Below are 26,079 nucleotides of genomic sequence, written 5' to 3'. Positions count from 1 at the left end.
AAAAACTGAAAAAAGAGAACTACTCTTCAAGCACTTCTCTCTTTCATCCAATCGATAAATATAAAATAAATTATTAAAAATATACTATATAAACTCCATAACGTAGGTAGTGCAGCTACACTTAAATAAAGAGTTCCAGGTAACAAGCAATCATAAAAGTCTTTTTGTTTAAAAGCGATGTTTTTTTGCCATCGGTTCTATATATGTATTTAATATCCACATTAATACTTTCCATACCTTTTGTTGGCTAGGTGGTAGATGATTGTTATATACATAACTGTATTCAATTTGCTGTGTTGCACCACGATTTCGTTTGAACTCTCCAGCCCCAGCACTACAATGGCAAATTAAATTCTTTTCGATAGAATCCATTGTAATAAGGAGGGAAAGTATACGGTATAAACCTTGTTGCTGGTCAGAGTTTGTATTATAGCCAAGGATCGGCGTTGTCATAACTCCATCCCGAATAAAATAAGCAATAACACCATCAATTGTATCCCCTTTTTTTATGGCCTTTATCTCAAATAAACGATGCTGAAGAGCATTCCATAAATAAGCTGGTGTAAACATTGGGTTATGGGCGGAATATTTTTCGATATATAGTTGGTTGTATAAATGGGAAATTTGTAAAATATCCTCCTTTGTTAATTCTTCATTCGTAATGATTTCATAATTGCTTTTCTCTAATAAGCTTTTATCGTTTAATAAGTCTTTTCGTTTTTTTCGATTCATTTTTTTATAGTGTTTCGGATCAAATAAGTATATAGAACGAGACATAATTTTCTTGTAACCTACTGTAGATAGTGCTTCTGTCGTTACGGGATATAATTCGTTATTTAAAGAGCGAAATAGAATTGTATGCTCTGGAAATTTCTCAACAAATAGATTTGTTATTTGTTCGATTTGTTGTTCGCTGATAGAGTGATAAAGGTTTGTTGAAAGCATCCAATTATTTACGACAATTACTTTATTAATATTCGTTCGTCGTAGCCAACTTCCCATAAGATGAATCGGATAGGTTAATAGCTTCTCTAGCCATGGCTTTTTCAACTCCCATAGCTCTTCTAACGCATAAGATACGTAATGTGTATAAGGAGAACATACATATGAATTTTCGAACTCTGCGTTATTAAGAGTAACTGGCAAGATGAGATCATCGATTTCTAATAGAAAGAGCTCCGTGTTAACATTTTCAATACATGCTGTAACGCCCTTTTGAAAAAGAGGCAGGAAACTATCTCGCACATATGCCCCATCTTTTTTGGATTCCCAATCAATACTATGCAAAGAATGAACATCATGTAACTGAATCATTTATGTTCACCATGCCTTACAAGACTTTCTATTCTTTTTAATTTTTTATCATATACTTGAATATCGTAATGTGAAAAGAAGAACTGTGGTATGGCACACTTTTTAGTAGACCATAGTGTATGTAACTCTTTCATTACATTTGATTGACATAATTCCAGATTTTCAGGTAGTGCTTTAAGTTTAATTTCAATTTTGTCTACGCTATGCTGTATTACTTTAAATTCTTGAATGTCACTAGATGCAAACAAAATTGCTCTTCTAATGAAATCTGGAAAAATAGATATTTCTTTATTATCCAATTCACTTATTCCAATAAATATATCGTCACATCGACCATCAATTCGTTCTAACGCTAAAAAAGGTGAACCACAGCTGCAAGGCGTTTTCTTCTCAATTAATATGTCATTGAGACGATAGCGTATAATCGGCTGTGTTTTCCTCATGAAATCAGTAATAATGGGAACGAATATCCCTTTCTCTTGATCTAAGTATTCTTTTTCAATATGAACGAGATCTTCATTAATGTGTAACGTCCCCTGCTTGCAGGTGGTAGCAAGAAAACCTTCTGTACATTGGTAAACTTGGTGTACTGTTTGCTTAAAAGTTGCACAAATAAACTCTCTATCAATATCTTCAAGCACTTCTGCTACAGAGATAATTTTTTGGGGACAAATCGTAATGAGTCCTTCTTGTTGCCAGTCAGCAATGTTCCGTAACATAGACGGGGGTGCAATTAAAATAGAGGGCTGTATTTCATTTAATCGCATGATATGCTGCTGAAACGAATCTAGTAAATCAAAAAAATGAAATGAGATTCGCTTATTTTTTGTCGCTTCATATAAATTGCTATTTGCACGTAAGAAAAACGCAATCGTGTGTTTATGTAGAATGCTAGAAGGAAGCACCTTTCCAATAATCGATCCAGCCCACAACGTTTGTTCTTCCTCAGAAACGAGAAAAACCCCACGATTTCCACTAGTTCCTGATGATAAACCAACAGTTATATTACGAATGGTTGGTGAGAAATTCCGGGTCTTTTCTGCTTCAAATGCTACATGAAACGCTTCTTCCTTTGAAATATGGGCTGTATTTAATGTATCAAAATGTTCCATCATTACTTCTTTATCTATAATAGGGAGCGCAGCCAAATTCCCCTTTTGAATTTCATTTGAAAACGGCGTATATAACTGGCGATAAAAAGGAGACGCCTCTATCGTGAATAAAAGATGTTTTTCTATTTGTTGTTTATGAAACTGTTCCAACTGTTCACGATTTGAAAATCTCGAGCCATATTTTGTTTTCAAGTATTGCTTGAGAATTCGAAGTTTATTCATAATACACCCCTGCTTTAATTTTATCCCATGTATGTTCACAATGAGTTGGTACAATTTCAATCTCAGGTGATGTTTGTGATAAATGGTGTAACTTCTCAATATTCTTTCGGTAAGATTTTGGATCGCTCGTTAAAAGGTTGGCAATCTTACTAGGAAATACAAGGTTTTGATACGTTTTACTTAGCCACACTGCGTCTGCACAAAGAAAAACAATTTTTTCACTCTGTAAATGGACGAATAAACCGAATTGTCCCGTTGCATGTCCTGTTAAGTCAACAGCAAATAATGAGCCATCATCAAATACATCATACCCCTCTTCAAACTTTCCATATGTAGAAGGTAAGTTTTGCGGTGGAGTTTGATCAATGAATGACATCCTCTTCTCTAAATCCACCGGCAGTGTATCTTTTAGACACCCTTTTAATAGAGCACCAAATTTACTTCTCTTTTTAATATCCTCATAAGCTTTTGCGAAGGTTAATATTTTCGCTTTTGGAAAATCAGGTAAACCAGCTGTATGATCGCCATGAAAATGAGAAAGAATAATATATTTAATTTCTTCTGGCTGAATACCATCAAGAAGAAGTTGCTGTTTAATAGATTGCTCTTCCGTAAAATGAACAGGCGTAAGTTTTGCATATACAGAGTAAGGGAATTTTTTTGTCGCCTCTTTAAAATGTCCCGCATATCCAGTATCAAATAAAATATATCCTAATACTGGATGCTCGAGTAACCCTACTGTAGCAGGAAAGCATATTTGTTTCCAACTGCCCTTGGAGTATGCAATTTTTTCTGGATGTGTGCAATATCCTGTATCATATAGCTTTAAAGATTTGATTTTCATTGTATTTTCCACCAGTCTACAAATTTTGTAATTCCTTCTTCTATACTGATCTTTGGAGCATATCCTAGTTCTTCTTTAGCTTTATCAATATTTAATGTCTGGCTTTTTGAAAGGACACTAACAGTATATTTTGTGAGAATAGGTTCTTTTCCGAATAAAATAGTTTTTGAGATTCCTTCTAGTATAGCAGCTAGTGAAAAAGCGGTTTTGTAGGAAATTTTTTTATATTTTACTTCCTTATCAAGACGCTTCATTACATTTTCTATAACCTCATATAAATTTACACGCTCGTCATTTGTTATATTGTACTTTTGCCCTAATGTATGTTTTGGGGAATGCATACAAAGAAGTAAAGCATCTACAACATTCTCAACATACGTAATATCAACAAGAACATCTTCAGTACCAATTCTCGGTAAAGCACCCTTTTCACATACTTTAATAAGACGCGGAAGAATCGCATTATCTCCTGGTCCGAATAAAGCGCGCGGGCGTATTGTGATAACTGGTAAACCATGCGCGAAAGCTTGATCAATAGCTTGTTCAGCCATGTGCTTCGTTGTTGCATAATGATTTACAAATGTATCAGGAAGTTTTGCGTTTTCAACTACATTTTGTCGCTCATCATAATAGAAATAAATACTTGGTGTTGATACGTGGATCAGGCGTTTTATACCGTACTTTTGACACCCCTCGATAATATGTTTCGTTCCTAACACATTCGCATTATAAAAATCTTCATATTTGCCCCAAGGGGAAGAAAGTGCGCCGCTATGAAAGATGTAATCTTTACCTTTACAAACTTGTAGCACACGATCCCTGTCTTCAAGAGGACAATGAACAAACTCAATTCCATTTTGTTCTAATACCTTACCGATTGTTTTATTTCTTCCCGTTGCCGTTACTTCATAGCCCATATTTTTCAGTCGAAAGGCGAGTTTTTGTCCTAGAAAGCCCGTTCCACCAGTTACTAGCATTTTCATAAATCTTCACCATCCCAAGATATGTCATATGTTGTTTGCTCTAAAATAGTCCGTTCCTGTTTATAACTTTCACGCCACAATTTATACATGCTAAAAAACTGATAAAAAAATGGTTTCCAATCATTGTGACGATAAATGATATCTGGATAAGAGCATAAAACTTTTAACCATCGCTTACGTTTTTGTTTACTTTTTAAATAAGGAAATCCATATAGAACCATCGCTAACCGAATTGCACACTCAGAGTTTGGTCTTGGAATGAGTGTATTGTTTACCTTTTCATGAAAGAAGGCCGGCAATATTTCCTCATCGAATAAATGTAATCCACTTGTAGTACGTGGATTACATTCAATCGGAATCGCATCTCCATCCTCTGTAACGATAAAATCAAAAGCAATTTGTCCTGAGAAATTTAGCTCTTTTACAATATGTCTCACAAACTGATCAATTTTAGGATGATTCATATGCTGAAACGCAATGGTAGCACCTAAGCCTGCCGTGAATTCCGTTTTATACGTAGAGTGAGCTAATACTTCCCCAGATTGTGCAATACTATAGGAACAATGCTGCGTCCCTCGTATAAACTCTTGCATAATATAATTCGACTTATCTATCATGCTTTCTTTTAGAGCATCCTCTTTTGTAATAAATTCCACTTTATCAGAAAACCGGGAAAAAATCGGTTTTCGTACAAAAGGAGTATAAGCTGGTGTTTTATGTATCATTGAACGTATCGCTTCTTCATCATCTATTCTATATGTTGCAGGTACTTGCCACCCTAAATTCGCTACGAACTGAATAAATTCCCACTTATTATGCAGTAATGATAGCTTTTGAAAATCATCTACTAATACATGGCAAAATGCGCTTAATTCTTCTCTATATTTAGATATATAAAACACTTCTTCACAAGTAGGAATAAGCAAATCCACATTATGACGTTTAATAATGGATAGTAGCGCACGGATACTTTCTTTTGTTTTCCACTTTGGAGAAGGAATTTCATAAAAGTAATCCGTACTCTTTGAAACTTTACTTAATGGATAAGGAATACTATCTGCAATAATAACGGTATGTCCAGCGTTATGAAACAGTCTGCATACATGCAAAGTTGCTGGTGCACGTGCCCCTGTAATTAATACTGTTTTCTTAGTATTCAAGAAGGATGCCCCCGATTGAAAGTCCTGCAGAAGTACCTAATAATAGTATTTTATTTCCACGTTGCACTTTCTTTTGCTTAATCGCCTCGAAAAGAGCGACTGGAATAGATGCGGAAATCATATTACCGTAGTCTTCAAAAATGGTCATAAAGCGCTCTTCATCAACACCTAATTTTTTACGAATGAGTCTCATAGCTGGTCCACTCGCTTGGTGAGGAACAATTAAATCAATATCGGCTAGAGTATAACCAGTATCTATAAGTAGCTTGTCGATAAACTTCAACAAATACTTAGAAGATAGTTTAAAAATGGCTCTTCCATTCATATCGAACAAGAAGTCTTCTTTTCGTTCCTCACTATACTCGCGAGGATGAATCATCGTTCCACCGCCACGAATTTCTGATAAATGCGCACCAGAGCTATATGTTTCCATATGGGAAGCAATAATAGAAGATGTATGATCGCCTTTTGTTATGACAACAGCTGCCGCACCGTCACCGAATAAAATGCTGCTTTCATTTTGTCCCCAATTTAATCCGACAGAAGAAATTTCAGAAGAAATGATAACAACATTTTTGTATCTCCCGCATTCCATTGCGTACGAAATTGTATCAAGTGCTGTTATGAAACTTAGACATGTTGAATTGATATCAAAACATGGAATACCAGAATGCTGTAGCCCGAGCTGTTCTTGAATAAGTGATGCTGTAGAAGGAATCGCTTGTTGAATCGTTCCGCTTCCGCAAATAATACAATCGATATCATCCCAAGTTAACTTAGCATCTTCTACAGCTTTTTTTGCAGCTTCTGCACCCATATAAGAAGACGTTTCCCCATCAACAAAATATCTTGTTTTTACCCCAGCTTTTTTTAATGTCCATCCTTCTGGCACATGTAGCATACGATCTATTTCAAAAGAATCTACCTTTCGTTTTGGAAGATATGTGCCAATTCCTTTTATACTAATATATCTTTTCATTCTCTATCGCCTCTTAATCTTTTTATAAATTTAAAAATCCTTTACATCTAAACATTGTTGTGGATACATACAGAAAGTATTTTTATAAAATCCTGCTATCCCCTTATGTACTTCTAATCATATTTCTCTTCAAAAAAGAGCAAGCTCTCTACTTGAGAACTTGCTCTTTTTGCATGAGAATTCTTCAAATACACAATCTAGAAAAAACTTTTATATCAATTTAATTATATTATAACAATTATCCGAAAATATTTAATAGTATTTTTTGTAAATAAAAGTGAAAATGTGGTATAAATTTACGTGAGATGGTAGTTTATTGAGCAGCAAATATACACATATGGAGTGTACATACAACTCATTTCAACATCTTCTTTTCCCTTTTTGTTTCCATAAAAAAATAATTTATATAATTAAATTGGCGGAGCTTTAAGTGATACTGCATAAAACAAACATATCTACCATCACTAAATTTGCTTTCCTTGTCTTTCATAAATGCATCACTATGCCCTATAATACTTTCCATTCCTGCTATTTATATTTTCCGCTCCATACAGAGCCCTCTTTGGATTTATAATAATCAGAAAAACTGCAACTACTAAATAAAAAATCGCGTTATACATAATTAAATCGATTAAGTTTCCTTTTATAATACCAATAAAGAAATTAAAAAATTGATGAATGATGATTGGGATAATTAAATTCTGATTTAAATTATAAAATGCAGTCATAACGATTTTTATAGATATGATAGAGATCATAAAAAATAGAATATATTTAATTAGGTCCATGCCTACAAATCCTGTAGTAAACCAAATAGGTAGGTGCCACATTCCCCACCAAAACCCTATAATTAGCGAAGCTATTAATGGTGAATGCCTCTTTTGGAGTTCAATTTGCGCAAAACCTCTCCATCCTATCTCTTCTCCCAATGGCCCCGCAAGAAAGTTTTTAACAAAGAAATAGATTAGCATTCCCCGTGAAGTGACAGTAAAAATAGAGTCTATTTCACTATTTTTAGACACGACAAATAAAATCATTAAAAATATGAAAGTTTGAATCACACTCACAACAAGTATTACAGAAACTTTAAGTTTATTTTTGAACTTGTCTTTTACAAATTGTATAAAGCTCTGCCCTGGATAGATTTTTTTAAATAGTACGGCAAAAGCAAAAGTTGAGGACCAAGACGATATACAAAACATTACCTCAAAGATCCATGTAGGAAATTCCAACATACTTATAGCACCTACAAGCAAGAAAAGCGGCAAAAAAATGATATTGGTTAATACAATAAAACTCGCTACTGGTTTTGTTAGTTTCTTTTCTCTATTCATGCACAATCCCCATTTCAAACTAAGTATTTCGTAAACATAATAGTATTTATATTTACAGATACTTTCAGCTTAAACCTGGGGGTTACTCACAGGTCAATACATGTCTGCATTATTTTACAGGTGCATAAATTTCTAAAAATATACGTTCAAGTTCCTCTTCATATGTGGTAAGTAATATATTTATATACACTAGACCAAAAAGTTCATACCCTTGTTCTATCGCTGCTTTTCTTAAACTGGATTCCACATTATGATCAATACTTTCCCCACCAGTTGCCCACCTTCCATCTTCAATAACAGTATAAATACATTTTGGATGCGATAGAATTTCCCCTTCTAATTCTTTATCAAAGTCTTCTACTTTTCTTACGATTATAAATTTATCTTCTATAATACCTTCTTTATTAAAACTTATAACTCTTCGTAAAGATGTTAAAGTAACTGCTTTTTTTAAACTATCCGTATTCTTTTTCAAAGATTCATATTCATCATACGCAGTAAAATGCTCTATTTCTCCGTTTACTTCTAAAGGTTTCATTTCTTTTATTACGTATTTCCCTAAAAATTTCTTTATTTTTTCACAATCTTCTTGTACAATTTGAACCTTTTTTAAAAGAAGCTTTTTATATTCTATCTCTTCTAAAACTTCTTGTTCTTTCTCTTCCAACAATGATTTTATTCCCTCTATACTCTTACTTTTTCTTAATTCCTGAATTTTTTTTATTTCGATATCCATTTCCCTATAGAAATTGACCGTTGTTATATCATATATATCAAAATTATTATATTTTCTATACCCATTCTCAATATTTTGCTTCGGCTTGACCAAATCTTTTTCCTCATAAAACTTCAAAGTATCTCTAGATACATCTAAAAATTTAGCAACTTGTCCAATTGTATACATTACGTTCTCCTTTATCATTGCTACTTCATCTTTTACATTCATACTGCATATTCTGTGAACTATCGAATTCTCCTTCCAACAGTCATATCTTTTTTCATAAAAAAAGACACAGAGATTCCTCCCCATGCCTACTAATTCCTTACTTCTTCACCGCATGCACATAATGCACCGTCTCAAAAGCTTTTAAATAATCGTTTCGTCCTTCAAAATATAATGTATGAATATCCTCTGGTGATAAGTGCTCATAAATGAGTAAGCCTACCTTCTCTAACAGTGCTTCCATTTCAGCATAAGAAAAACACGATTTCATCGGTTCTCCGCCTACTGCAGCCATTTTCACCATATTTTCAACTCGATTGGACAATCCTTTTTCTGTAAATAAGTTTTCATCCGGATAATCGAATACGATAGAGCTCCCCACTGGAAACATCTCGAATAAATTTTCTATTAAACTAGAAAGCTCCTCTTTCGTTAAATAGTACGTAACACCTAATAGGCTAAAGAAAGTCTTTTTATTTTCAAATCCTTCATTTACTAATGTTTGCCTCGAGAAATCTGTAGTGAAATCCATCGAAACAAAATGAAGATTGCTTGGCATTTCATACTCTGCTTCTTTCACTCTTTGTATTTTAAACGCTTGCGTAGAAGGATGATCCACTTCAAATATTTCTATTTTATTTTCTAACTCTCGGTGTCTAAAACTAAATGTGTCTAAGCCTGCACCGAGTATGACGTATTGCTTTGCACCTAATGCAATTTCATGTAGTAATACTCTTTCACAATATGCCGCACGTGCCAAAGGTGTTGGTGATAATTGAACTTGTGTAATCCATTTTAATATTTCTTGTGGATTGTCTTGAAACTTTTCTGCAATGTCTGTATTGAAAAAATGGATCCCTTGAACCATATTCGTTTCAATATCGTTACGTTCTTTTTGTGAAATAAAATCTTTAGCTACATAATCATCAAAGATTTTAGGACTATCAAATTCACTATGGTACGCCCTTCCGAAAGCTGATACTAGCGACGTTACACTCGCTTCACCTTTTTTCACGCACATACACTCCTTCATTTTCACAACAAAAATAGGGTTCCCCTGGCCAGGAGAACCCTATTATACACTTTATTTTTATATCGGTAAATTATAGCATAAATAAGTTTTTTTGTCAAGTTTTCAGCCTACTATCACTCCAATTCTTTGTATATTCTCTGGCAGGAAAATTGTCGATTCACACCGAATACCCCAAATGATAACAATACATATGGAGGCCAATATGAAACGATTAGTGATCATTACCGTAGGAAAAACTACATTTGCTAAAGAACTAGAAAAAAAGTTACCCCACTCTTTCGTTATGGATCAAGATAACCAAGCTGAATTCATTAACACGTATTATGAAAAACTACAACCAAATGAGGGCCCTAATACATTTAAACATGGTCTTTCGAAATTCATTGTTGATTATGCGAAAGAACATACAAATTTACACCTTATTATTAGTAACTCCAATCGCAGTAAAAACGGAAGGTTATATTTACTAAACGAATTATTTCCACAAAATGAATATGTACGCATACTCGTTCATTTTGATATTCCAGATGATATACTTTATGAAAGAGTGGCTCGAAGCACGCGAAGTACCAATATTTTTAGAGGTAGTTATTCTAGTTTCAAAGAAGTACTTGATCGACAACAGTCTGAATCACTATATCAAGATGTGGTAGATCCTATAGAAAACGAGGCTGATTATTTGTTTGTTATTCGTAATCGTAAGGATGTAAACTCTACTATAGAAGAAATTGTTCATCTAGCTAAAGATCTCTCCCCTACCCAAAAATAATAGACTATAAGCATTACATAATGATAGATTATTATGCAAATACTTCCTCTAGACATCGTACATGGTATATAATGATAAGATAATCTACTTCTATATGCTCAATTTTACACAAAACAGCTCATGCATATGAAAGAAAAGAGGTATAAAAATATGAAAACAAAACAAACAATCGCTGCGTCTACACTAGCTTTAGCAATGATTGCTGGCGCAAACTCTGCTCATGCGGAAGTAACTGATGCTACTCCTCAGCAAAGTACGGGAGATCGATTAGCTGAAATTAAGCAACATAGACAAGAGTTAGATGCGAAATTGCAGCAGCACAAAGAAAACGTGGATCAAACATTGAATGAACTTAACCAAGTTAAGGAAAATGTTGATACGAAGGTTAATGAACTACATGAGCGTAAACAAGTTGCTGATGAAAAAATTAACGAAATGAAACAACGTAAACAAGAGTTAGATGCAAAACTGCAGCAAGATAAGCAAATCGCCGAAGATAAAATCGCTGAAATTAAAGAGCATAAAAAACAAGTAGAAGACAAAGTTGCTGAAGTTAAAGAACATAAGCAAAATATCGATAACAAAGTGAATGAGATTAAAGAACATAAACAAACTGTCGATGAAAAAGTGAATGAAATTAAGCAACATAAAGAGAACATTGATCAAAAGGTTAATGAACTTAAGGAAGTTAAAAAACAAGTAGATGAAAAATTAGCTGAGTTAAAGAAAGCGAAACAAACTGCTGAGGACAAACTTGCTGAGCTAAAAGAAAATAAGCCGAATACTGGGAACACGTTAGAGGAACTTAAGAAAATTAAAGGCAATTTAGATAGTCTTTCAGCTAACTTAGAACTAGCGAAACAAGATGTAAAAAACAAACTAGCTGAATTACAAAAAGCTAGAGAAGATTTACTAAATAAAATTAACGAAATTAAACAAGCGAAACAAACTGTTTCAGATGATTTAACAAAGAAAAAACAAGACTTAGATATTAAAATTAACGACTTTAAACATACTGAGAAAAAAATTGAGGACAAATTAGCTGAGGTACATACAACGAAGCAAAATGTAGATAACAAAATTAATGAAGTATCTCAATCAAAACAAACAGAAACAAAGACTGGTACTACAAACACAAACAATAACGCTAGAGAACTTCCTAACGCTGGTAGTGAGCAATCAAACAATATGGCTTTAGGTATGTTATCTGTATTAGGCGGCGTTTTATTAATTACACGAAATAAAATTAAAGCGTTATTCTCAAAATAAAGCAATTATAAAAAAGACAACCGCACACTTGTGCGATTGTCTTTTTTCTTTATATTAACTTCCCATCTCTTAGCGTCAATATACGATCACATACATCAAGCATTCTTTCATCATGCGTAATCATAATTGCTGCTTTTTGGCTCTCTTTCACTTCACGTTTCATCATTTCTACAACTTCACGTGCGCGTTTTGAGTCTAAGCTTGCAGTTGGTTCATCCGCTAATATTAAATCTGGGTTGTTCATGAACGCTCGAGCGATTGCTACCCTTTGTTTTTCCCCGCCAGATAGTTGATTTGGATAATGACTTTTTCTTTCTCCTAATCCAAATGCCGCTAATAAATGATCCGCACGTTTTTCAGATTCTTGTTTGTTTTCCTTTTTTAACTTCGCAATATAAAGCAATTGTTCTTTTACATTTAAATATGGAACAAGATTCGCGAATTGGAAAATGAAGCCGATTTTTTTCAAGCGAATGTCTGTCATTTCCTTTTCTGATAGCTTCGTAATATTTTGCTCACGAATGTAAATATCCCCTTTTGATGGTGATAATAACGCACCCGCGATTGATAATAACGTACTTTTCCCTGATCCAGAAGGACCGACGATTCCGATAAATTCTCCAGCTTTCACATTAAGCGACATCGGATGAAGGGCTGTTACTTCCGTATTCCCTTCTCCATACACTTTACTTACTTTGTCTAATTTTAATAATGAAGTCATTACATCCCGCCTCCAATCGCTTCTAATGCATCAACTTTTAATACTTGGTATAACGAAATAAGTGTTCCTAAAATACTAATTACGATGAAGATTGCTGCATATTGTGCAATCATCGGTGTTGTTAATAAGAACGGCATACCCGCTGGTAAAATTTGTTCTAATCCTTGTACAAGAACAATACTGATTACCATCGCAACGACTGATAAGAATAACGCCTGCACGACTAAGCTATTTGCTAAATAAGAGTTCTTTGTACCGATTGCTTTTAATACACCTAATTGCTGTGTTTTTTGCAGTGTAATAACGTAGAAGAATACACCGATTAGTAACGCAGCGATAACAAGTAAGAATGCAATGATCATCGTTAATGTTCCTTGCTCTTCTTTAAATCCTGGAATACTTTGCAGTACTTCTTTTTTGTCGATAACATGTGCATTTTTAATTTCTTTATCTGTATTCAGTGCAATTGCACTATAATCTTTTTGGTTTGGTTGTGAAATAGATCCCCATACGTCTTCATTTACATAAACGACTGGTGTATGGCTAAACATTTGATCTTTCGTAAATCCAACGATTGTAAATTCTTTCTTTGAAACAGGATCAATAATTGTATCCCCAATATCGATTCCTTTTTCTTTAATAGATTCATCAGCAACCATTTCGTTATTTGCTGTGCCTAATTTCTCACCTTTTACAATGTTCGGTTCTAAAAATGAATCACGTTCACTTGAGAAAATAGCAACATCCACTTTTTTCGAACTATCTTTCTTTTCATACGTTGAAACTTTCACACGAAACGGAACGGCCTCTTTGTCGCCTACTTGATTGACTACGTTATCTACATCTTCTTTCTTAATTTGTGAACGAAGTAATTTATTTTCCGCATCATCTGCTAAAACGAACTTATTTGCCTCCATATTTTGAATCGATGAAGCATTATCATATGATAATCCATTTGCTAATCCTGAAATAACAAGAACTAAAAATGATAATAACACCATAATCAGTCCGATTAATCCGTATCTTAATTTTGATTGTTTTAATTCACGCAGAGCTAAAAACATTTCGCTCGCTCCTTCCTCTTTCTTTCTATGCACTTATCATAAAAAAGAAATATGAACGGAATATGAACAGAAGATTACAGAGGAGAAGATTTAATTTTCGGAAAGTATTGAAAATAATCAGAATCCTTGATACAATTCAGTCAAATAATCTTGACCGAGTAATTTTATTTGAGGAGTTGATCTTGTTGAAGCCCATGTTAACAATAACTACTTATAGCCAACTAAAAGCAATAAGCGATCCACTTCGTGTCGAAATGATAATGCGTCTATGCGAACGTCCTTATACAGGACAACTACTATCTGATAAATTCGGCATTCCAAGGGCTAAAATTCATTATCATTTAAAAGAATTAGAAAAGAATGGTTTTATAGAAATTGTTTATACAGAAGAAAAGAATGGCATCATTCAAAAGTTTTATCAATCTGTCGCTAGAGGCTTCACCCCTGCCGCGGACCTATTACCTCATTTAGAAATATTAAGCGAATCAGGTCGCCAAATCTTTTTACAAATGACAGAAAGAACGAAAAGCCATATTCTCGCTGCACCAGAAGAAGCTTTTACACTACGAAAAGTAAGCGAAGACCCAGCAGAGTGGAATTACGTTTCATCTTGCTGGGAGTTTGATGCCACGCCAGAACAATTTCAAGTGTGGGTGAAAAAATTTCATGAATTAATGGCTGAATTAAATGATATCGCAAAAGACGCAGATAAAGATCCAAATAGTAAATCTTATTACATTTCTACTACTGCACTACAAATCGATGAAAAAGCAATGCAGCGCTTTGTGAAAAAAGAAGAAAAATCGTAATACGATTTTTTTTACATAGACGGTCAAATTTATTTTACCGAATAATTTTTTTATAAAGGAGTAGATTAAATGGACATATTAAAAAACCGAAATTTCCTCTTACTTTTTTTAGGGAGAATTTTTACAAACATAGGAGATAGCTTATATTATGTAGCTACGATGTGGCTCGTATATAAGCTGAGTGGTAATCCTTTTTATTCTGGATTGGCTGGTTTCCTTACATTATTACCTTCTGCATTACAATTCCTTACCGGCCCATTCGTTGATAGATGGGCAATAAAAAACACCCTCGTCATTACACAAGTTTTGCAATGCATGCTTATTTTAATCATTCCTATTACACACTACTTCGATCTATTAACAGTTCAACTACTACTCATCATCATGCCCATCGTAGCCTTTATCGAACAATTCGCCTATCCCGCACAATCAAAAGCTTTACCACTTCTACTTCATAAAACACAACTATTAAAAGGAAATTCACTCTTTTCATTTGCGTATCAAGGCATTGATTTAATTTGCACGACGCTTTCTGGCATATTAGTAGCACTACTTGGCGCAATCACTTTATATGTAATTGACTCTATTACATTCGCGATTACTGCCCTTTTGTTCTTTTCATTGAAAATGCCAAAGCAAGCAGAAACCAATACATCACTTTCAACTAAACAATATTTCACTGATTTAAAAGAAGGTTTTTCGATCGTCTTCCGTTCATTAATGGGCGTATTCTTAATCGGTTCAGTAGTCGCTAATTTTTCAATCGGTATGACGATGGCGATACTCCCTTCTTTCGCCGATTCTTTAGGAGGCGTGAAATCATATGGCTTCTTTTTAGCCGCTATATCAGCCGGCAGTTTAATTGGAGCATTATTCAGTTCATGGGTTGGTAAACGTAATGTTGGCCGTGTCTCTATTATTGGCTTTGCGACTGGTGCTATCTTTTGGTTTCTCTCCACGATCGTACCGTTTCAGTGGTTGTCTATTCTCTTATTCGGTCTAGCCTGGATTCCAATTGGTGCAACCAACATATTATTCGCGACAATTAGTCAAATTGTAATTCCAAATCAGTATATTGGACGCATAAACTCAGTCATGCGAAGTATGGGCACAATTGCTATGCCGTTCGGTTCTTTAATTGGTGGATATGCTGCAAATGTATTTAGTAGCCAACTCATTTTCGCGTTCGCTAGCATCGGGATTTTATTTATTTCTTTCGTATGGCTACTTCATCCAAAGTTACGGGCTTTGCCGAAAGCTGATGAAATTACAGCGGATACTTTTGAAGTTCGATTTAAAGTAGAGCCCGGGAAAGATGCGGCTTTATAACAGGAAGGTAGTACGTGAAATTTATATCAGCGATTTTTCAAATATATCAGCGCAACTCAAATTATATCAGCGATTTTCCGATTATATCGATTTATCGACAAAAAATGACAAAAAGAAGAGGCTGTTCCCAAGCAGCCTCTTCCATCTATTTCGGAAGCTCCACCTGAACAGTAGTCCCTTCCCCTTTCGTACTATATACTGAAACGTTTCCGTTATGCAGTTCAACAATTTTCTGCACAATCGATAATCCTAAACCACTACCTTCTACGTTTCTTGCCCTTGCAGTATCTACTTTGTAAAAACGATCAAATATACGATCCATTTCTTCTTTTTCCATACCGATTCCGTTGTCTGATATAGAGATCATCACGCTCGACTCTAATTCTTCTACAACAAATTCAATCGTTCCGCCGTCGTTTGAAAACTTAATGCTATTCGTAAAAATATTACTCCATACTTGATGAAGTAAGTTTTCATCACCTTGTATTGTAATATCCGGCACATCAAATTCAACGGCGATATCTTTTTCACGCCATTTCCATTCGAGCATAAAAATAACGTCTTTAATTTGCTTCTGTAGATTGAATTCTTTTATTTGCAACACTTTCTCTTCTTTATCTAAAGAAGCGAGCGTAAGTAACTGTTTACATAAACTAGACATTCGCCTACTTTCGCCCTCAATAATTTGTAAGTAATGGTTTCTTTCTTCTTCACTCATCTTTTCTGTTTGCAATGTTTTCGAAAAACCTTGTATAGAAGAAAGCGGCGACTGGAATTCATGTGAAACGTTTGAAACGAATTCTTGTCTCATTTCATCTAGTTCCTTAATACTTTTCGTCATCTTTTGAAAGCTTGTAGATAACGTTCCTATTTCATCTTTTCGTTTTACGTCTAATTCGATTTCATATTCACCACTCGCAATTTTTTGCGTAGCCTTCGTAAATTTACGAATTGGACGCACGATATATCCTGCTGCAATCGCAATAAAAATAATACTTAATACAACGATAAACCCAAGCAATACCGCTAAGAAAATTCGCATCTCACCAAATTGGTTCTGAATGTCAGGACGAATAAATAAAGCATATTGTTTATCACCGTGTTGCACTGGTACACCGACACTATTTATTAATTCATTATCGAAAAAACCGGTAATAAATAGGCGAGTCGGATATGTAGAAACGCCATTAAACGTTTCGCCATTCAATACTTTATGAACGGTATCATCACTTATTGTCGTCTTACGAAACGCATTACCGATACGTTTTCCATTCTTTTTGTCGTCGACAATATAAATTTCATATCCTAATTTCGCGATAGAATGCAAGTACGCCTCTTGATTTCCTTCACTTTGCTTTTCATATAATGACTTAACTTCTTTCGCATACGTTAAAATCTTTTCACTATTATACGGTTTTAACTTCACTTGATAATATACGTTCGTTAATAAAAAACCGATAATACTACTAAGAAGCATGATCCCAACTGTCATAAAAACAAATCTAGAATATAGTGATTTCATCTTATTTCAGCTCCAACTTATAACCGAGTCCGCGCACTGTCGTAATTTGAAAATCATCAGTTCGTTTTGAGAAACGATCTCTCAGTCGCTTCACATGAACGTCAACCGTTCGTTCGTCTCCTTCAAAATCCATTCCCCATACTAATTCAATTAGCTCTTCTCTTGAAAATGTTCTCCCAGGATAACTAGCTAATTGTGATAATAATTCAAATTCCTTTAGCGGAAGCAAAATCGTCTGCCCGTTACACTTTACTTCAACACCTTTACGATCAATTGTCGTCCCGTGAAGTGTAATAATGTCTGCACTCAGCATTTGATAACGGCGCAATAAAGCTTTCATACGGAAAATGACTTCAGCTGGCTCAAATGGTTTTACAATATAATCGTCCGTACCAGAAATGAATCCTTTTTCTTTATCAACTAACTGATCTTTCGCAGTTAATAAAATAACCGGTATATCATGATACTTCCGGATTTCTTCACATAACGTATAACCATCAACAAACGGCATCATTATGTCTACTATCGCAAGATGAATATTTTCCTTCTCTAATACGCCTTGCGCTACCTTTCCATCTTCTGCTTCAAAAACTTTAAACCCCTCTTTTTGTAAATGGTAATGTAACAACTCTCTAATATGCTTATCATCATCAGCTAATAAAATATGTATCATCTTCATTAAACCCTCTCTTGTTCATCCTTCTACATCCTTACCTTAAGAAACAATTGGATTTTTTGCAAGAAAAAGAAAAACAAACCAACATTTTAAGATAAATAAAAAGAATCTATTTTGAAAAAAGATTATTCAAAATAGATTCTTACGTTTTAGTATTAAGATTATTTTAATGAAAAGTAATTTCTATGCTTTAGAAATATCAACGAATCCTTCTCCAAATACGTCACGAACATCGTGTATAGCGATGAACGCAGCCGGATCTGTAGTTTGAACAATCCGTTTTAGCTTGACTACTTCTTGCTTATTAATAACAACATAAAGAATTTCCTTCGGCGTTTTCGTGTAATAACCATGACCTGAGTACACAGTAACCCCTCTGCCCATTAAGGTAGTCACCTTCCCAGCAATTTCATTTGGATTATCAGAAATAATCGTAATAGCCTTCTTCGGATTTAAACCTTCAATTACAAACTCCATCACTTTCGTTGCTACATATAGCATAATAATTGTTATCATCAGTTTTTCTGCACCAATGATGAAATAAGATGAAAACGCAACAATTAAATCGAAGAACAGTAAACCATAGCTAATGCTCCATCCTAAATATTTATGCGTCATCCTTGCTAAGATGGTAGTACCTGCTGTTGTTCCGCCAACGCGAATAATAAGACCAATCCCGCACCCAATAAATATTCCTCCGAAAATGGCATTTACAAGCATTTCATCCGAAGCAATCGTCCAACCTTCTGTTAAATGAAGAAATAGCGAGTTCGTAACTACAGCGATAATCGTATAAATTGTTGTAATCTTATTCAAAAATTTATAACCAGCTATTAACAAAATCGCATTTAAAATTAAGTTAACTAAGCCTGGTGACCATTCAAATAAATAATACGTAATAATCGTGATACCAGTTACTCCACCCTCACCAAACTCGTTCGGGATAACAAACAAATTGACACCTAACGCAAAAAGAAATGCACCAATAATAATAAAAATAATGTCTGTCGTTCTTTTTTTCATACAGTACCTCACTTCTTATGTAAATATTTATTCTGTCATAAACTCTCACCATTATATCGTGGAATATTCAAATCGAACAGTGGTTTATTTTTATTTTAATATAGGGTAATAAATCAACTTCATCCTATATCCACATGTAATAAAAAAAGTAAAACAACTGTATTTATTATGTACTACAAATAAAGTTTTGATTTCACATGCAATTGTTGCTAAAAAATGAATATGAACACTCACTCGCACAAACTTCGAATACAAAACAAATAGGCGAAGCTATAGAATAGACTTCGCATCAAACATTTGATTCCAGGGATTTATATTCATACATTCCAGAAATAAATTTACTTATCTTTCTCCATATATTCTTTAATCTTTCGTTCTTCCCACTCTTTTCCGAATATCCCAAATGGAAAAGTTGTCAATCCGTGTATAACGATACCAATCCCCCAACCTGCAAGTGGATATAAAAACCATAATTTACTTGAATCAGAACTTATATTTATAATAAAAAGCATTAAGTTCACTAGTATATAAACCGTTAAATGAATGTAAAATGCTTTTAAATTCTCCACCCTTTTTTTAGCTCGTAAATAATTCTCATCTTGCTCCATATATAAACACCTCTTTCATTATTGTATTTTTTAAATTCGCTCCGATTTAAACATCATATTCTAATCAAAAATCTCTTATTCTCAAAAATTCACAAAATAAAAAAGATCGTCTTCATTTCAGGAAGATTGCAGGTGCTAGTGGATACCCTTTTTGTTCGTAGTACGATATCTTGTGAAAAAATTGAAAAATCAAACTTCACAATAGAAATAAACCCTTTAAATCTGTATAATAAAATTAATAGCCATATTTTAATACAGAAAGGTTTTGGTAACATGCTAGGTATCGATATCAAAAAAACAGATGGAGAATTAATTATTTCATGGCAACTAGCTAAGATTCAAATTCCATTAAGTGAAATTATTGAAGTTACAGAAGATGAAACCTATGCTGGTGTAGAAGAAGAAAACGTAATCCGAATTGGAACAGCATACGCTACAACAGACCGGATTTTAATCAGAACAGTAAAACAAAATTATCTATTATTTACGACCAATAGAGTCTCAATTTTGAATAAAATCAATGCATAAGCAATAGGATAAAACACTTGTCTATATTGGTTTATTCGATTCAACTGTATACCCGCATTTTAAAAATTATTATAGATACAATGATGTAAAAATAAACAAAAAGTACCCAGCAAATGATCATGTGTATGACAATTTGCTGGGTACTAAGGGATATATTTGTTAATTACAGAATTCTAATTAAGACCAAATCCAAACATCATCATTATTTTCAACGTCGCTCTTTACATCATGAACGTTTTCAATATGATCCGTTGTGTTCCAGTTAATAGAACTTCCACCCCAGCCTACAAACTTCATATCAATTTTTACTTTCTCGCCCGTATGAAATACTTGTCCCTTCGTTAAGAAAACATCAATAATAACTTTCTTCCCGTTTAGTGATGGATACTCAACTACGACATATTTAGTAGAACTTTCTCCTTCCTCTTCCCTCGTTCCTACTTTTGATACTTCCCCAATCACATAATCAGGAGAACCATCTTCTTTCATATGCATACCTAATTTATTTGACGTATTTTCAACTGTATTTGCAATCATATATTCAGTAAAATTACGCATCATAGATCCGGTAGCTTTTACTTCATCTCCTACTTTCACGTTTGAAAGAGAATCTATATACACACTAACAAGTTCTTCATATTGCTTAGATTTCACAACAATTACACCGTTATCTACTTCTACTACTCGTCCTTCTAACGTCGAGAAATTCGATTCAATAGAAGCGGCACTCACTTTTGATAGTTCTAATCCTGGTAAATTCGTTCCTGATAATGCTGCGATACCTAAAGCACCTGCTAAAATTATTTTTTTCATACCCATATGTAACATCTCCATTCATGATGATTTTATTTTCGATTGGATACGACCAACCTGTAACTATTATAGTTACAGGTTATAGGAAATAGCAACCATCTTTCTCATGCAATGTTGCATACAGTAAATTTTAAATATACAGCAAGAGGACTACATTCTCGAATTATAATAGTTAATTTATTTCAAAGCTAAAATAACCTTATAAGCACGGTATAAAGAAATTAAGAGTTGCTTTCAGTCCTAAAGTTAGCGAATAGCTTTATAAAAACTCACTCAAAATCTATTCAACGAATTGAAAAATGAACCATGTCGAATTTTATTTTCATAAAATTCAAATTTCAAGGAGGTTTTACAAAATATTACACAGAATTATTCGTATATCGTAATATAATTGGAAATTTTTTACGATTCATTTCATTTTATCTACCACGTTTAGACAAAATGAAAAACATAACAAAAGGAGAGATATAGATTGAAAAGAAAAATTAGTACAGCTGTTGTAGGTTTATCGGTACTTAGCTTTGGTCTTTTTGGTGTAAATATTGGGGATGGCGGCGTTGTAAAGGCTGAGCACGGTGAAACTTTTGCTCCGAAATTAGAAAGCCATGGGGACCACGGTGGCGCTCCTGCTTTCAATATTGGCGATACTGGCGGCGCTCCTAAACTTGAAGGGCACGAACATTTCCCTGCTCCTAAATTAGATGCTCATGGGGATACTCCTGCTCCTAAATCAGTAAGCATTGGGGATGGCGGTGGCGCTCCTGCTTTCAATATTGGCGATACTGGCGGCGCTCCTTCATTAAACATCGGCGACACTGGTGGAGCTCCTAAACTTGAAGGGCATACACATTTCCCTGCTCCGAAAGTTGAATCTCATGGCAATACTGGCGGCGCCCCTGCTAATTCTGAACATGGTACAGGTATTTAAGTTACCAAAATTGAAATCTATTTAGTTTTCAATTTCCATATCTATTCGGAAACCATTCAATATAGCAAATATTATGTATACGCATGATTTCTATTGTGATACACTGTACCCGAGAGAAATCTCCAATACATATGTGGTTTTCAAGTCTAAAAAATACACCTATTAATTAGGTGTATTTTTATTTTACCTCTCTATCTAATAATTAAAGAATAATCCCCTAAAAATCCCAACAAAAAAACCCGAAGAAACTACCTATACTTCGGACACTTAAAGTACCACGAACGTTGCGATTTTTAGTGACACTCCGTATCCAATCTCACTTTCATCCCAAGTTCCTAAAGGCGATAGCTTTCTTGTTCAGGAAAAGCTGTAACCTCTCCATTCATGATGTTTTTATTTTTTGGATTGAATACGACCAACTTATAATCATTACAGTTACAGATTGTAGAAAATAGCAACCCTCTTTCTCATGCAATGTTGCATACTGTAATTCTCAAATGCAATTCAACACTAAGACTGAATTCTTGAATACCAGCAGGTAAACGGATTGATGATGAAGAAACTAATGTCATGCATCATGTTTTTTCAATGATACAGTTTGTATAATCGTAGTCCATTACATTATGTAGGAGCGGTGTTAACATGTTAATAAAACCAAAGAGGTTACAGGCAGCAGATATCGTAGCAACAGTAAGCCCTTCATGGGGAGGCGCAGGCGATTCTGAAATAAGATGGCGATATGAGCAAGGAGTAAAAAGATTAGAAGAAGTTTTTGGTCTTACGGTTATTCCAATGCCAAATAGCTTAAAAGGTAGCGAATACCTTTATAACAACCCAGAGGCTCGTGCGGAAGATTTAATGACAGCATTTAAAGATACGCGCGTGAAAGCAATTATTGCGAATATTGGCGGTGAAGATAGCATTCGCTTACTTCCTTATATAGATTTTAATGTAATACGTGAAAACCCGAAAATTTTTATGGGATACTCTGACGTTACTATTTCACATTTATTTTGCCATAAAGCAGGTCTTTCCTCTTTATACGGTCCAGCAATTTTGACCGATTTTGCCGAAAATATAGAGATGGATCCATATACAGTTGAAATGGTAAATCGGACTCTCTTTTCAAATGAGATAATTGGCGAGATTCAACCAGCTCATGAATGGACAAGTGAGCGTTTAGAATGGATAGAGGTAAATAAAGATACAAAGCGTACGATGCAACAAAACAATGGCTATGAACTACTTCAAGGCTCTACTACCGTACAAGGACGCTTAATTGGTGGTTGTATAGAAGTATTGGAATTTGCAAAAGGAACGGAGCTTTGGCCTGAGAAAAAATATTGGGAGAATCGTATCCTTTTCTTTGAAACTTCTGAAGACCATCCAGAACCAAGCTATATAAAGTATTGGTTACGAAATTATGCAGCACAAGGCATTCTGCAAAAAGCAAAGGGCATCATTTTTGGTAAACCAAAAGACGAAATGTATTATGAAGAATATAAACACGAAATACTGCAAGTAATGAAAGAACATAATTTAGAAGATTTGCCGATTCTTTATAATTTAAATTTTGGCCATACCGAGCCGAAGTTTATTTTACCTTACGGTGCGATGGCAGAAATTGATTGTGAAAATGTATCCTTTTCTATTTTAGAGAGTGGCGTGGAATAAATAAAAACACTCCTATAAGATATGACTGTGAATTGATACTTTTTAAAAGTATATAATTGGAGGGAGATTACGTTTATGGAAGTAACATTTACAGTAAGTAAATGGGATGAAAAACTAATTGATGATACTAGAAAAGATTTCCCTATTAATATTGCCCATGTTGAATATGATATTGATGGTGAATTAAAAGGAAAAGCTTTTGTTGAATACTTATTATATTATTTAGACTCAAATATAAATGATGGTCACTTGGCTACTGCTAAAATTTCTGGTTTTTTACACTTCGAAGGAATTTATAAGGGGCAACAAGGGACCTTTACAGCTATAGAGCAAGGAATATTTGATAAAGGAAATCTAGATTCCCCAGGAACAATTATTAAAGCTACCGGTAACTTAGAAAAACTAAGAGGGTCCTATAATTATCAGTTTACAGGTCAAACCAGTAAACTAATTTTAGAGTTTGAATTCCAGCAAAATATCCTATAATTTAGTGGAAAGGACATTTCTTGTAATACTAGGAATGTCCTTTTTTTATTGACAAGCTTATTCAACTATTCTTCTATTAGTTAAGAAAAGAACAGAGTATATTACATAACGTCTTATTATCAGTATCCAGCAATGCATAAAATTTTCGTTATGGGGGGAATTAAAAATCTAAGCCCGAGAGGCATGTGCCCCCACCTATTCATTACTTTTCCTACTAACTAAAGAATAATCCCAGAAAAACTCCCCTGCATAACTTCTTTTTCAAGTTGATTCCTACATATAAACATCGCAATAATTTTTGTACGATTTTTTTCATCGGGCTCAAATTGTTCAATGGTTACGTCACAACGAATGGTATCACCGCTAAAGACAGGACGTACAAATTCAAAATCCATTTTGCGAGCTAGTACGTTATAGTCACCGCCAATTTTTGTAGGCAGCGTTGATGTTAACAGCCCTTGTACAACAAATCTCCCCTGCTCATCTGGTGTAACATGATGACCCCCTTCATCTTTCGATACTTCTGTAAATAAACCAACATCCTCTTTCGTAAAAGTTCGTTCAAAGGTGATTTTTTCTCCTACTTGCAATTCCATCCATACCCCTCCTCAAAAACACTTTTAAAATAAGAAAAACCGAAACTATAATCATTTCGGTTTTTCAATCTAAAGAAGTCTATATTTACTTTAAAGAATGTACAAACAACCCACTACGAAGTTTCGGTTCAAACCACGTTGACTTCGGCGGCATAATTTCTCCAGCATCTGCGATTGATAATAAAGCTTCCATTGATGTCGGATATAATGAAAACGCTGCTTTATATTCACCGCTATTTACAAGGCGTTCTAGTTCTTCTAATCCGCGGATTCCTCCGACAAAATCGATGCGTGAATCAGATCGCGGATCGTGTATTTCAAGTACTTGGCTTAATAAATGATCTTGCAGAATAGATACATCTAAACCTTTAACGAGATCGTTCGCATCAAACGTTTCCTCTTTCACTGTAAGCTTATACCACTTCTCATTTACATACATTCCAAAAGTTTTTGGCTCATTTGGTTTATACGGAGAAACAGCTGCTTCTTCTACATAAAAGTATTGTGCAATTTGCTTTAAAAACTGTTCTTCTGATAAGCCGTTTAAATCTTTCACAACTCGGTTATAGTCCCAAATGGATAATTCATCGTGAGGGAATAATACAGATAGGAAGAAATTAAACTCTTCTTCTCCTGTGTAATTCGGATATTGTTCTCTTCGCATGAGCCCTACTTTTGCTGCTGATGCTGAGCGATGATGCCCATCTGCAATGTAAAGACTAGGAATATCTTCAAATGCGTTTACTAAAGTAGCAATTACATCCTCATCAACTATTTTCCAGGCAACATGCTCCACGCCATCTTCTGCTGTAAATGTATAGATTGGCACATGCTCTTCTTTCCAGCTTGCAATGATACGTTTCACATCTTCTTTCGTACGATACGTTAAAAAGATAGGCCCCGTATTTGCATCACACACATCTACGTGGCGTATACGATCTAATTCTTTTTCGTGACGCGTTCTTTCATGTTTTTTAATTGTATCATCTTCATACTCATCAATCGATGTACAAACGACAAGACCTGACTGCGTTCTTCCTTGCATCGTCAGTTCATAAATGTACAGTGATGGCTCTTCATCTTGTATGAATACTTCTTCTCGTATAAATCGATTTAAATTTTCACCCGCTTTTTCATATACACAATCATCGTACGGTGAAAGTGCCGGGTCTAAATCAATTTCTGCTTTATCAACGTGTAAGAAAGAATACGGATTCCCTTTTACAACCTCTCTTGCCTCTTTACTATTTAATACGTCATACGGTAAAGCTGCAACTTCCGCTGCTTTTTCTTCTACTGGACGAATGGCCCGAAACGGTCGGATTTTTGCCAAGTTTTCC

The 26,079-nt window shown here is 34.4% G+C and carries 26 protein-coding genes; 8 read left to right on the top strand and 18 right to left on the bottom strand.

What is annotated here, in order from left to right; translation table 11 throughout:
* Positions 1–168: 168 nt before the first annotated feature.
* The 9 genes from DN389_RS12425 to DN389_RS12385 form a co-directional block, all read right to left on the bottom strand.
* Positions 169–1,314: a hypothetical protein gene (locus DN389_RS12425; RefSeq protein ID WP_149237194.1), complete on the bottom strand. Its 1,146-nt coding sequence runs from the start codon at positions 1,312–1,314 to the stop codon at positions 169–171.
* The gene (locus DN389_RS12420) at positions 1,311–2,648 is read right to left on the bottom strand and encodes a F390 synthetase-related protein (RefSeq protein WP_098190623.1); all 1,338 of its coding nucleotides are present in this window, start codon (positions 2,646–2,648) and stop codon (positions 1,311–1,313) included. Before DN389_RS12420 ends, DN389_RS12425 begins: the two co-directional genes overlap by 4 nt.
* Complete coding sequence (locus tag DN389_RS12415; RefSeq protein WP_088122587.1) at positions 2,641–3,492, bottom strand: MBL fold metallo-hydrolase; 852 nt, start codon at positions 3,490–3,492, stop codon at positions 2,641–2,643. Before DN389_RS12415 ends, DN389_RS12420 begins: the two co-directional genes overlap by 8 nt.
* Entirely contained in the window at positions 3,489–4,475 is a 987-nt protein-coding gene (locus tag DN389_RS12410) for an NAD-dependent epimerase/dehydratase family protein (protein WP_098190624.1), read from the bottom strand. The genes DN389_RS12415 and DN389_RS12410 overlap by 4 nt, the downstream gene beginning before the upstream one ends.
* A complete protein-coding gene (locus DN389_RS12405) occupies positions 4,472–5,635 on the bottom strand; it encodes an ATP-grasp domain-containing protein (RefSeq protein ID WP_149237193.1) in 1,164 nt (387 codons plus the stop codon). The genes DN389_RS12410 and DN389_RS12405 overlap by 4 nt, the downstream gene beginning before the upstream one ends.
* Positions 5,625–6,614, bottom strand: coding sequence for a beta-ketoacyl-ACP synthase III (locus DN389_RS12400; protein WP_098190625.1), 990 nt, complete (start codon positions 6,612–6,614; stop codon positions 5,625–5,627). Before DN389_RS12400 ends, DN389_RS12405 begins: the two co-directional genes overlap by 11 nt.
* Positions 6,615–7,114: 500 nt before the next feature.
* Positions 7,115–7,948: a CPBP family intramembrane glutamic endopeptidase gene (locus tag DN389_RS12395; protein WP_149237192.1), complete on the bottom strand. Its 834-nt coding sequence runs from the start codon at positions 7,946–7,948 to the stop codon at positions 7,115–7,117.
* Between the two features lie 109 nt (positions 7,949–8,057).
* Positions 8,058–8,852 carry a MerR family transcriptional regulator gene (locus DN389_RS12390; RefSeq protein WP_098190716.1) on the bottom strand — a complete coding sequence of 265 codons (795 nt, stop codon included), beginning with the start codon at positions 8,850–8,852 and terminating at the stop codon, positions 8,058–8,060.
* Between the two features lie 139 nt (positions 8,853–8,991).
* A complete protein-coding gene (locus DN389_RS12385; protein ID WP_149237191.1) occupies positions 8,992–9,912 on the bottom strand; it encodes a class I SAM-dependent methyltransferase in 921 nt (306 codons plus the stop codon).
* A gap of 214 nt (positions 9,913–10,126) precedes the next feature.
* On the opposite strand from DN389_RS12385, the gene DN389_RS12380 reads away from it, so the two are divergent.
* Together DN389_RS12380 and DN389_RS12375 are read left to right on the top strand one after the other, a co-directional pair.
* Entirely contained in the window at positions 10,127–10,693 is a 567-nt protein-coding gene (locus tag DN389_RS12380) for an ATP-binding protein (RefSeq protein WP_142354669.1), read from the top strand.
* Positions 10,694–10,843: 150 nt separating this feature from the next.
* On the top strand, positions 10,844–11,962 hold the full coding sequence (locus tag DN389_RS12375; protein ID WP_098190628.1) for an LPXTG cell wall anchor domain-containing protein: 1,119 nt from the start codon (positions 10,844–10,846) through the stop codon (positions 11,960–11,962).
* A gap of 49 nt (positions 11,963–12,011) precedes the next feature.
* Here DN389_RS12375 and DN389_RS12370 read toward each other — a convergent pair whose 3' ends face one another.
* Positions 12,012–12,683 carry an ABC transporter ATP-binding protein gene (locus DN389_RS12370; RefSeq protein WP_088122594.1) on the bottom strand — a complete coding sequence of 224 codons (672 nt, stop codon included), beginning with the start codon at positions 12,681–12,683 and terminating at the stop codon, positions 12,012–12,014.
* Positions 12,683–13,747 (bottom strand): ABC transporter permease, encoded by a 1,065-nt coding sequence (locus tag DN389_RS12365; RefSeq protein WP_088063981.1) that lies wholly within the window; start codon positions 13,745–13,747, stop codon positions 12,683–12,685. The genes DN389_RS12370 and DN389_RS12365 overlap by 1 nt, the downstream gene beginning before the upstream one ends.
* Before the next feature lie 185 nt (positions 13,748–13,932).
* Between DN389_RS12365 and DN389_RS12360 the strand changes: the two genes are divergently transcribed.
* Positions 13,933–14,556 (top strand): ArsR/SmtB family transcription factor, encoded by a 624-nt coding sequence (locus DN389_RS12360; protein WP_098190629.1) that lies wholly within the window; start codon positions 13,933–13,935, stop codon positions 14,554–14,556.
* 69 nt (positions 14,557–14,625) lie between these two features.
* A complete protein-coding gene (locus tag DN389_RS12355) occupies positions 14,626–15,885 on the top strand; it encodes an MFS transporter (RefSeq protein ID WP_149237190.1) in 1,260 nt (419 codons plus the stop codon).
* Positions 15,886–16,030: 145 nt separating this feature from the next.
* Here DN389_RS12355 and DN389_RS12350 read toward each other — a convergent pair whose 3' ends face one another.
* The 4 genes from DN389_RS12350 to DN389_RS12335 form a co-directional block, all read right to left on the bottom strand.
* On the bottom strand, positions 16,031–17,407 hold the full coding sequence (locus DN389_RS12350; protein WP_088122597.1) for a sensor histidine kinase: 1,377 nt from the start codon (positions 17,405–17,407) through the stop codon (positions 16,031–16,033).
* A gap of 1 nt (position 17,408) precedes the next feature.
* A complete protein-coding gene (locus tag DN389_RS12345; RefSeq protein ID WP_000781972.1) occupies positions 17,409–18,086 on the bottom strand; it encodes a response regulator transcription factor in 678 nt (225 codons plus the stop codon).
* Between the two features lie 180 nt (positions 18,087–18,266).
* Positions 18,267–19,106 carry a YitT family protein gene (locus tag DN389_RS12340; RefSeq protein WP_000747488.1) on the bottom strand — a complete coding sequence of 280 codons (840 nt, stop codon included), beginning with the start codon at positions 19,104–19,106 and terminating at the stop codon, positions 18,267–18,269.
* Between the two features lie 338 nt (positions 19,107–19,444).
* Positions 19,445–19,714 (bottom strand): 2TM domain-containing protein, encoded by a 270-nt coding sequence (locus DN389_RS12335; RefSeq protein ID WP_149237189.1) that lies wholly within the window; start codon positions 19,712–19,714, stop codon positions 19,445–19,447.
* 273 nt (positions 19,715–19,987) lie between these two features.
* On the opposite strand from DN389_RS12335, the gene DN389_RS12330 reads away from it, so the two are divergent.
* Positions 19,988–20,242, top strand: coding sequence for a SunI/YnzG family protein (locus tag DN389_RS12330; RefSeq protein ID WP_000900575.1), 255 nt, complete (start codon positions 19,988–19,990; stop codon positions 20,240–20,242).
* A 177-nt stretch (positions 20,243–20,419) separates the two neighbouring features.
* Here DN389_RS12330 and DN389_RS12325 read toward each other — a convergent pair whose 3' ends face one another.
* Positions 20,420–21,061, bottom strand: coding sequence for an ATP F0F1 synthase subunit alpha (locus DN389_RS12325; protein WP_088122599.1), 642 nt, complete (start codon positions 21,059–21,061; stop codon positions 20,420–20,422).
* Between the two features lie 466 nt (positions 21,062–21,527).
* On the opposite strand from DN389_RS12325, the gene DN389_RS12320 reads away from it, so the two are divergent.
* The 3 genes from DN389_RS12320 (at position 21,528) to DN389_RS12310 (ending at position 24,143) form a co-directional block, all read left to right on the top strand.
* Positions 21,528–21,983, top strand: a complete 456-nt coding sequence (locus tag DN389_RS12320) for a hypothetical protein (protein ID WP_149237188.1) — start codon at positions 21,528–21,530, stop codon at positions 21,981–21,983.
* Between the two features lie 642 nt (positions 21,984–22,625).
* Complete coding sequence (locus DN389_RS12315) at positions 22,626–23,657, top strand: S66 family peptidase (RefSeq protein WP_098190633.1); 1,032 nt, start codon at positions 22,626–22,628, stop codon at positions 23,655–23,657.
* Positions 23,658–23,732: 75 nt separating this feature from the next.
* A complete protein-coding gene (locus DN389_RS12310; protein WP_098190634.1) occupies positions 23,733–24,143 on the top strand; it encodes a DUF3224 domain-containing protein in 411 nt (136 codons plus the stop codon).
* 218 nt (positions 24,144–24,361) lie between these two features.
* Here the strand turns inward: DN389_RS12310 and DN389_RS12305 are convergent, their stop codons facing one another.
* Positions 24,362–24,739, bottom strand: a complete 378-nt coding sequence (locus tag DN389_RS12305; protein ID WP_149237187.1) for a hotdog family protein — start codon at positions 24,737–24,739, stop codon at positions 24,362–24,364.
* 85 nt (positions 24,740–24,824) lie between these two features.
* Positions 24,825–26,072, bottom strand: a complete 1,248-nt coding sequence (locus tag DN389_RS12300; RefSeq protein WP_098190635.1) for a DUF1015 domain-containing protein — start codon at positions 26,070–26,072, stop codon at positions 24,825–24,827.
* Between the last annotated feature and the right edge of the window lie 7 nt (positions 26,073–26,079).

This window comes from Bacillus sp. AY3-1, from assembly GCF_008368785.1.
GTDB classification, from domain to species: domain Bacteria; phylum Bacillota; class Bacilli; order Bacillales; family Bacillaceae_G; genus Bacillus_A; species Bacillus_A wiedmannii.
This window is presented reverse-complemented; position numbering and strand designations above follow the sequence as displayed.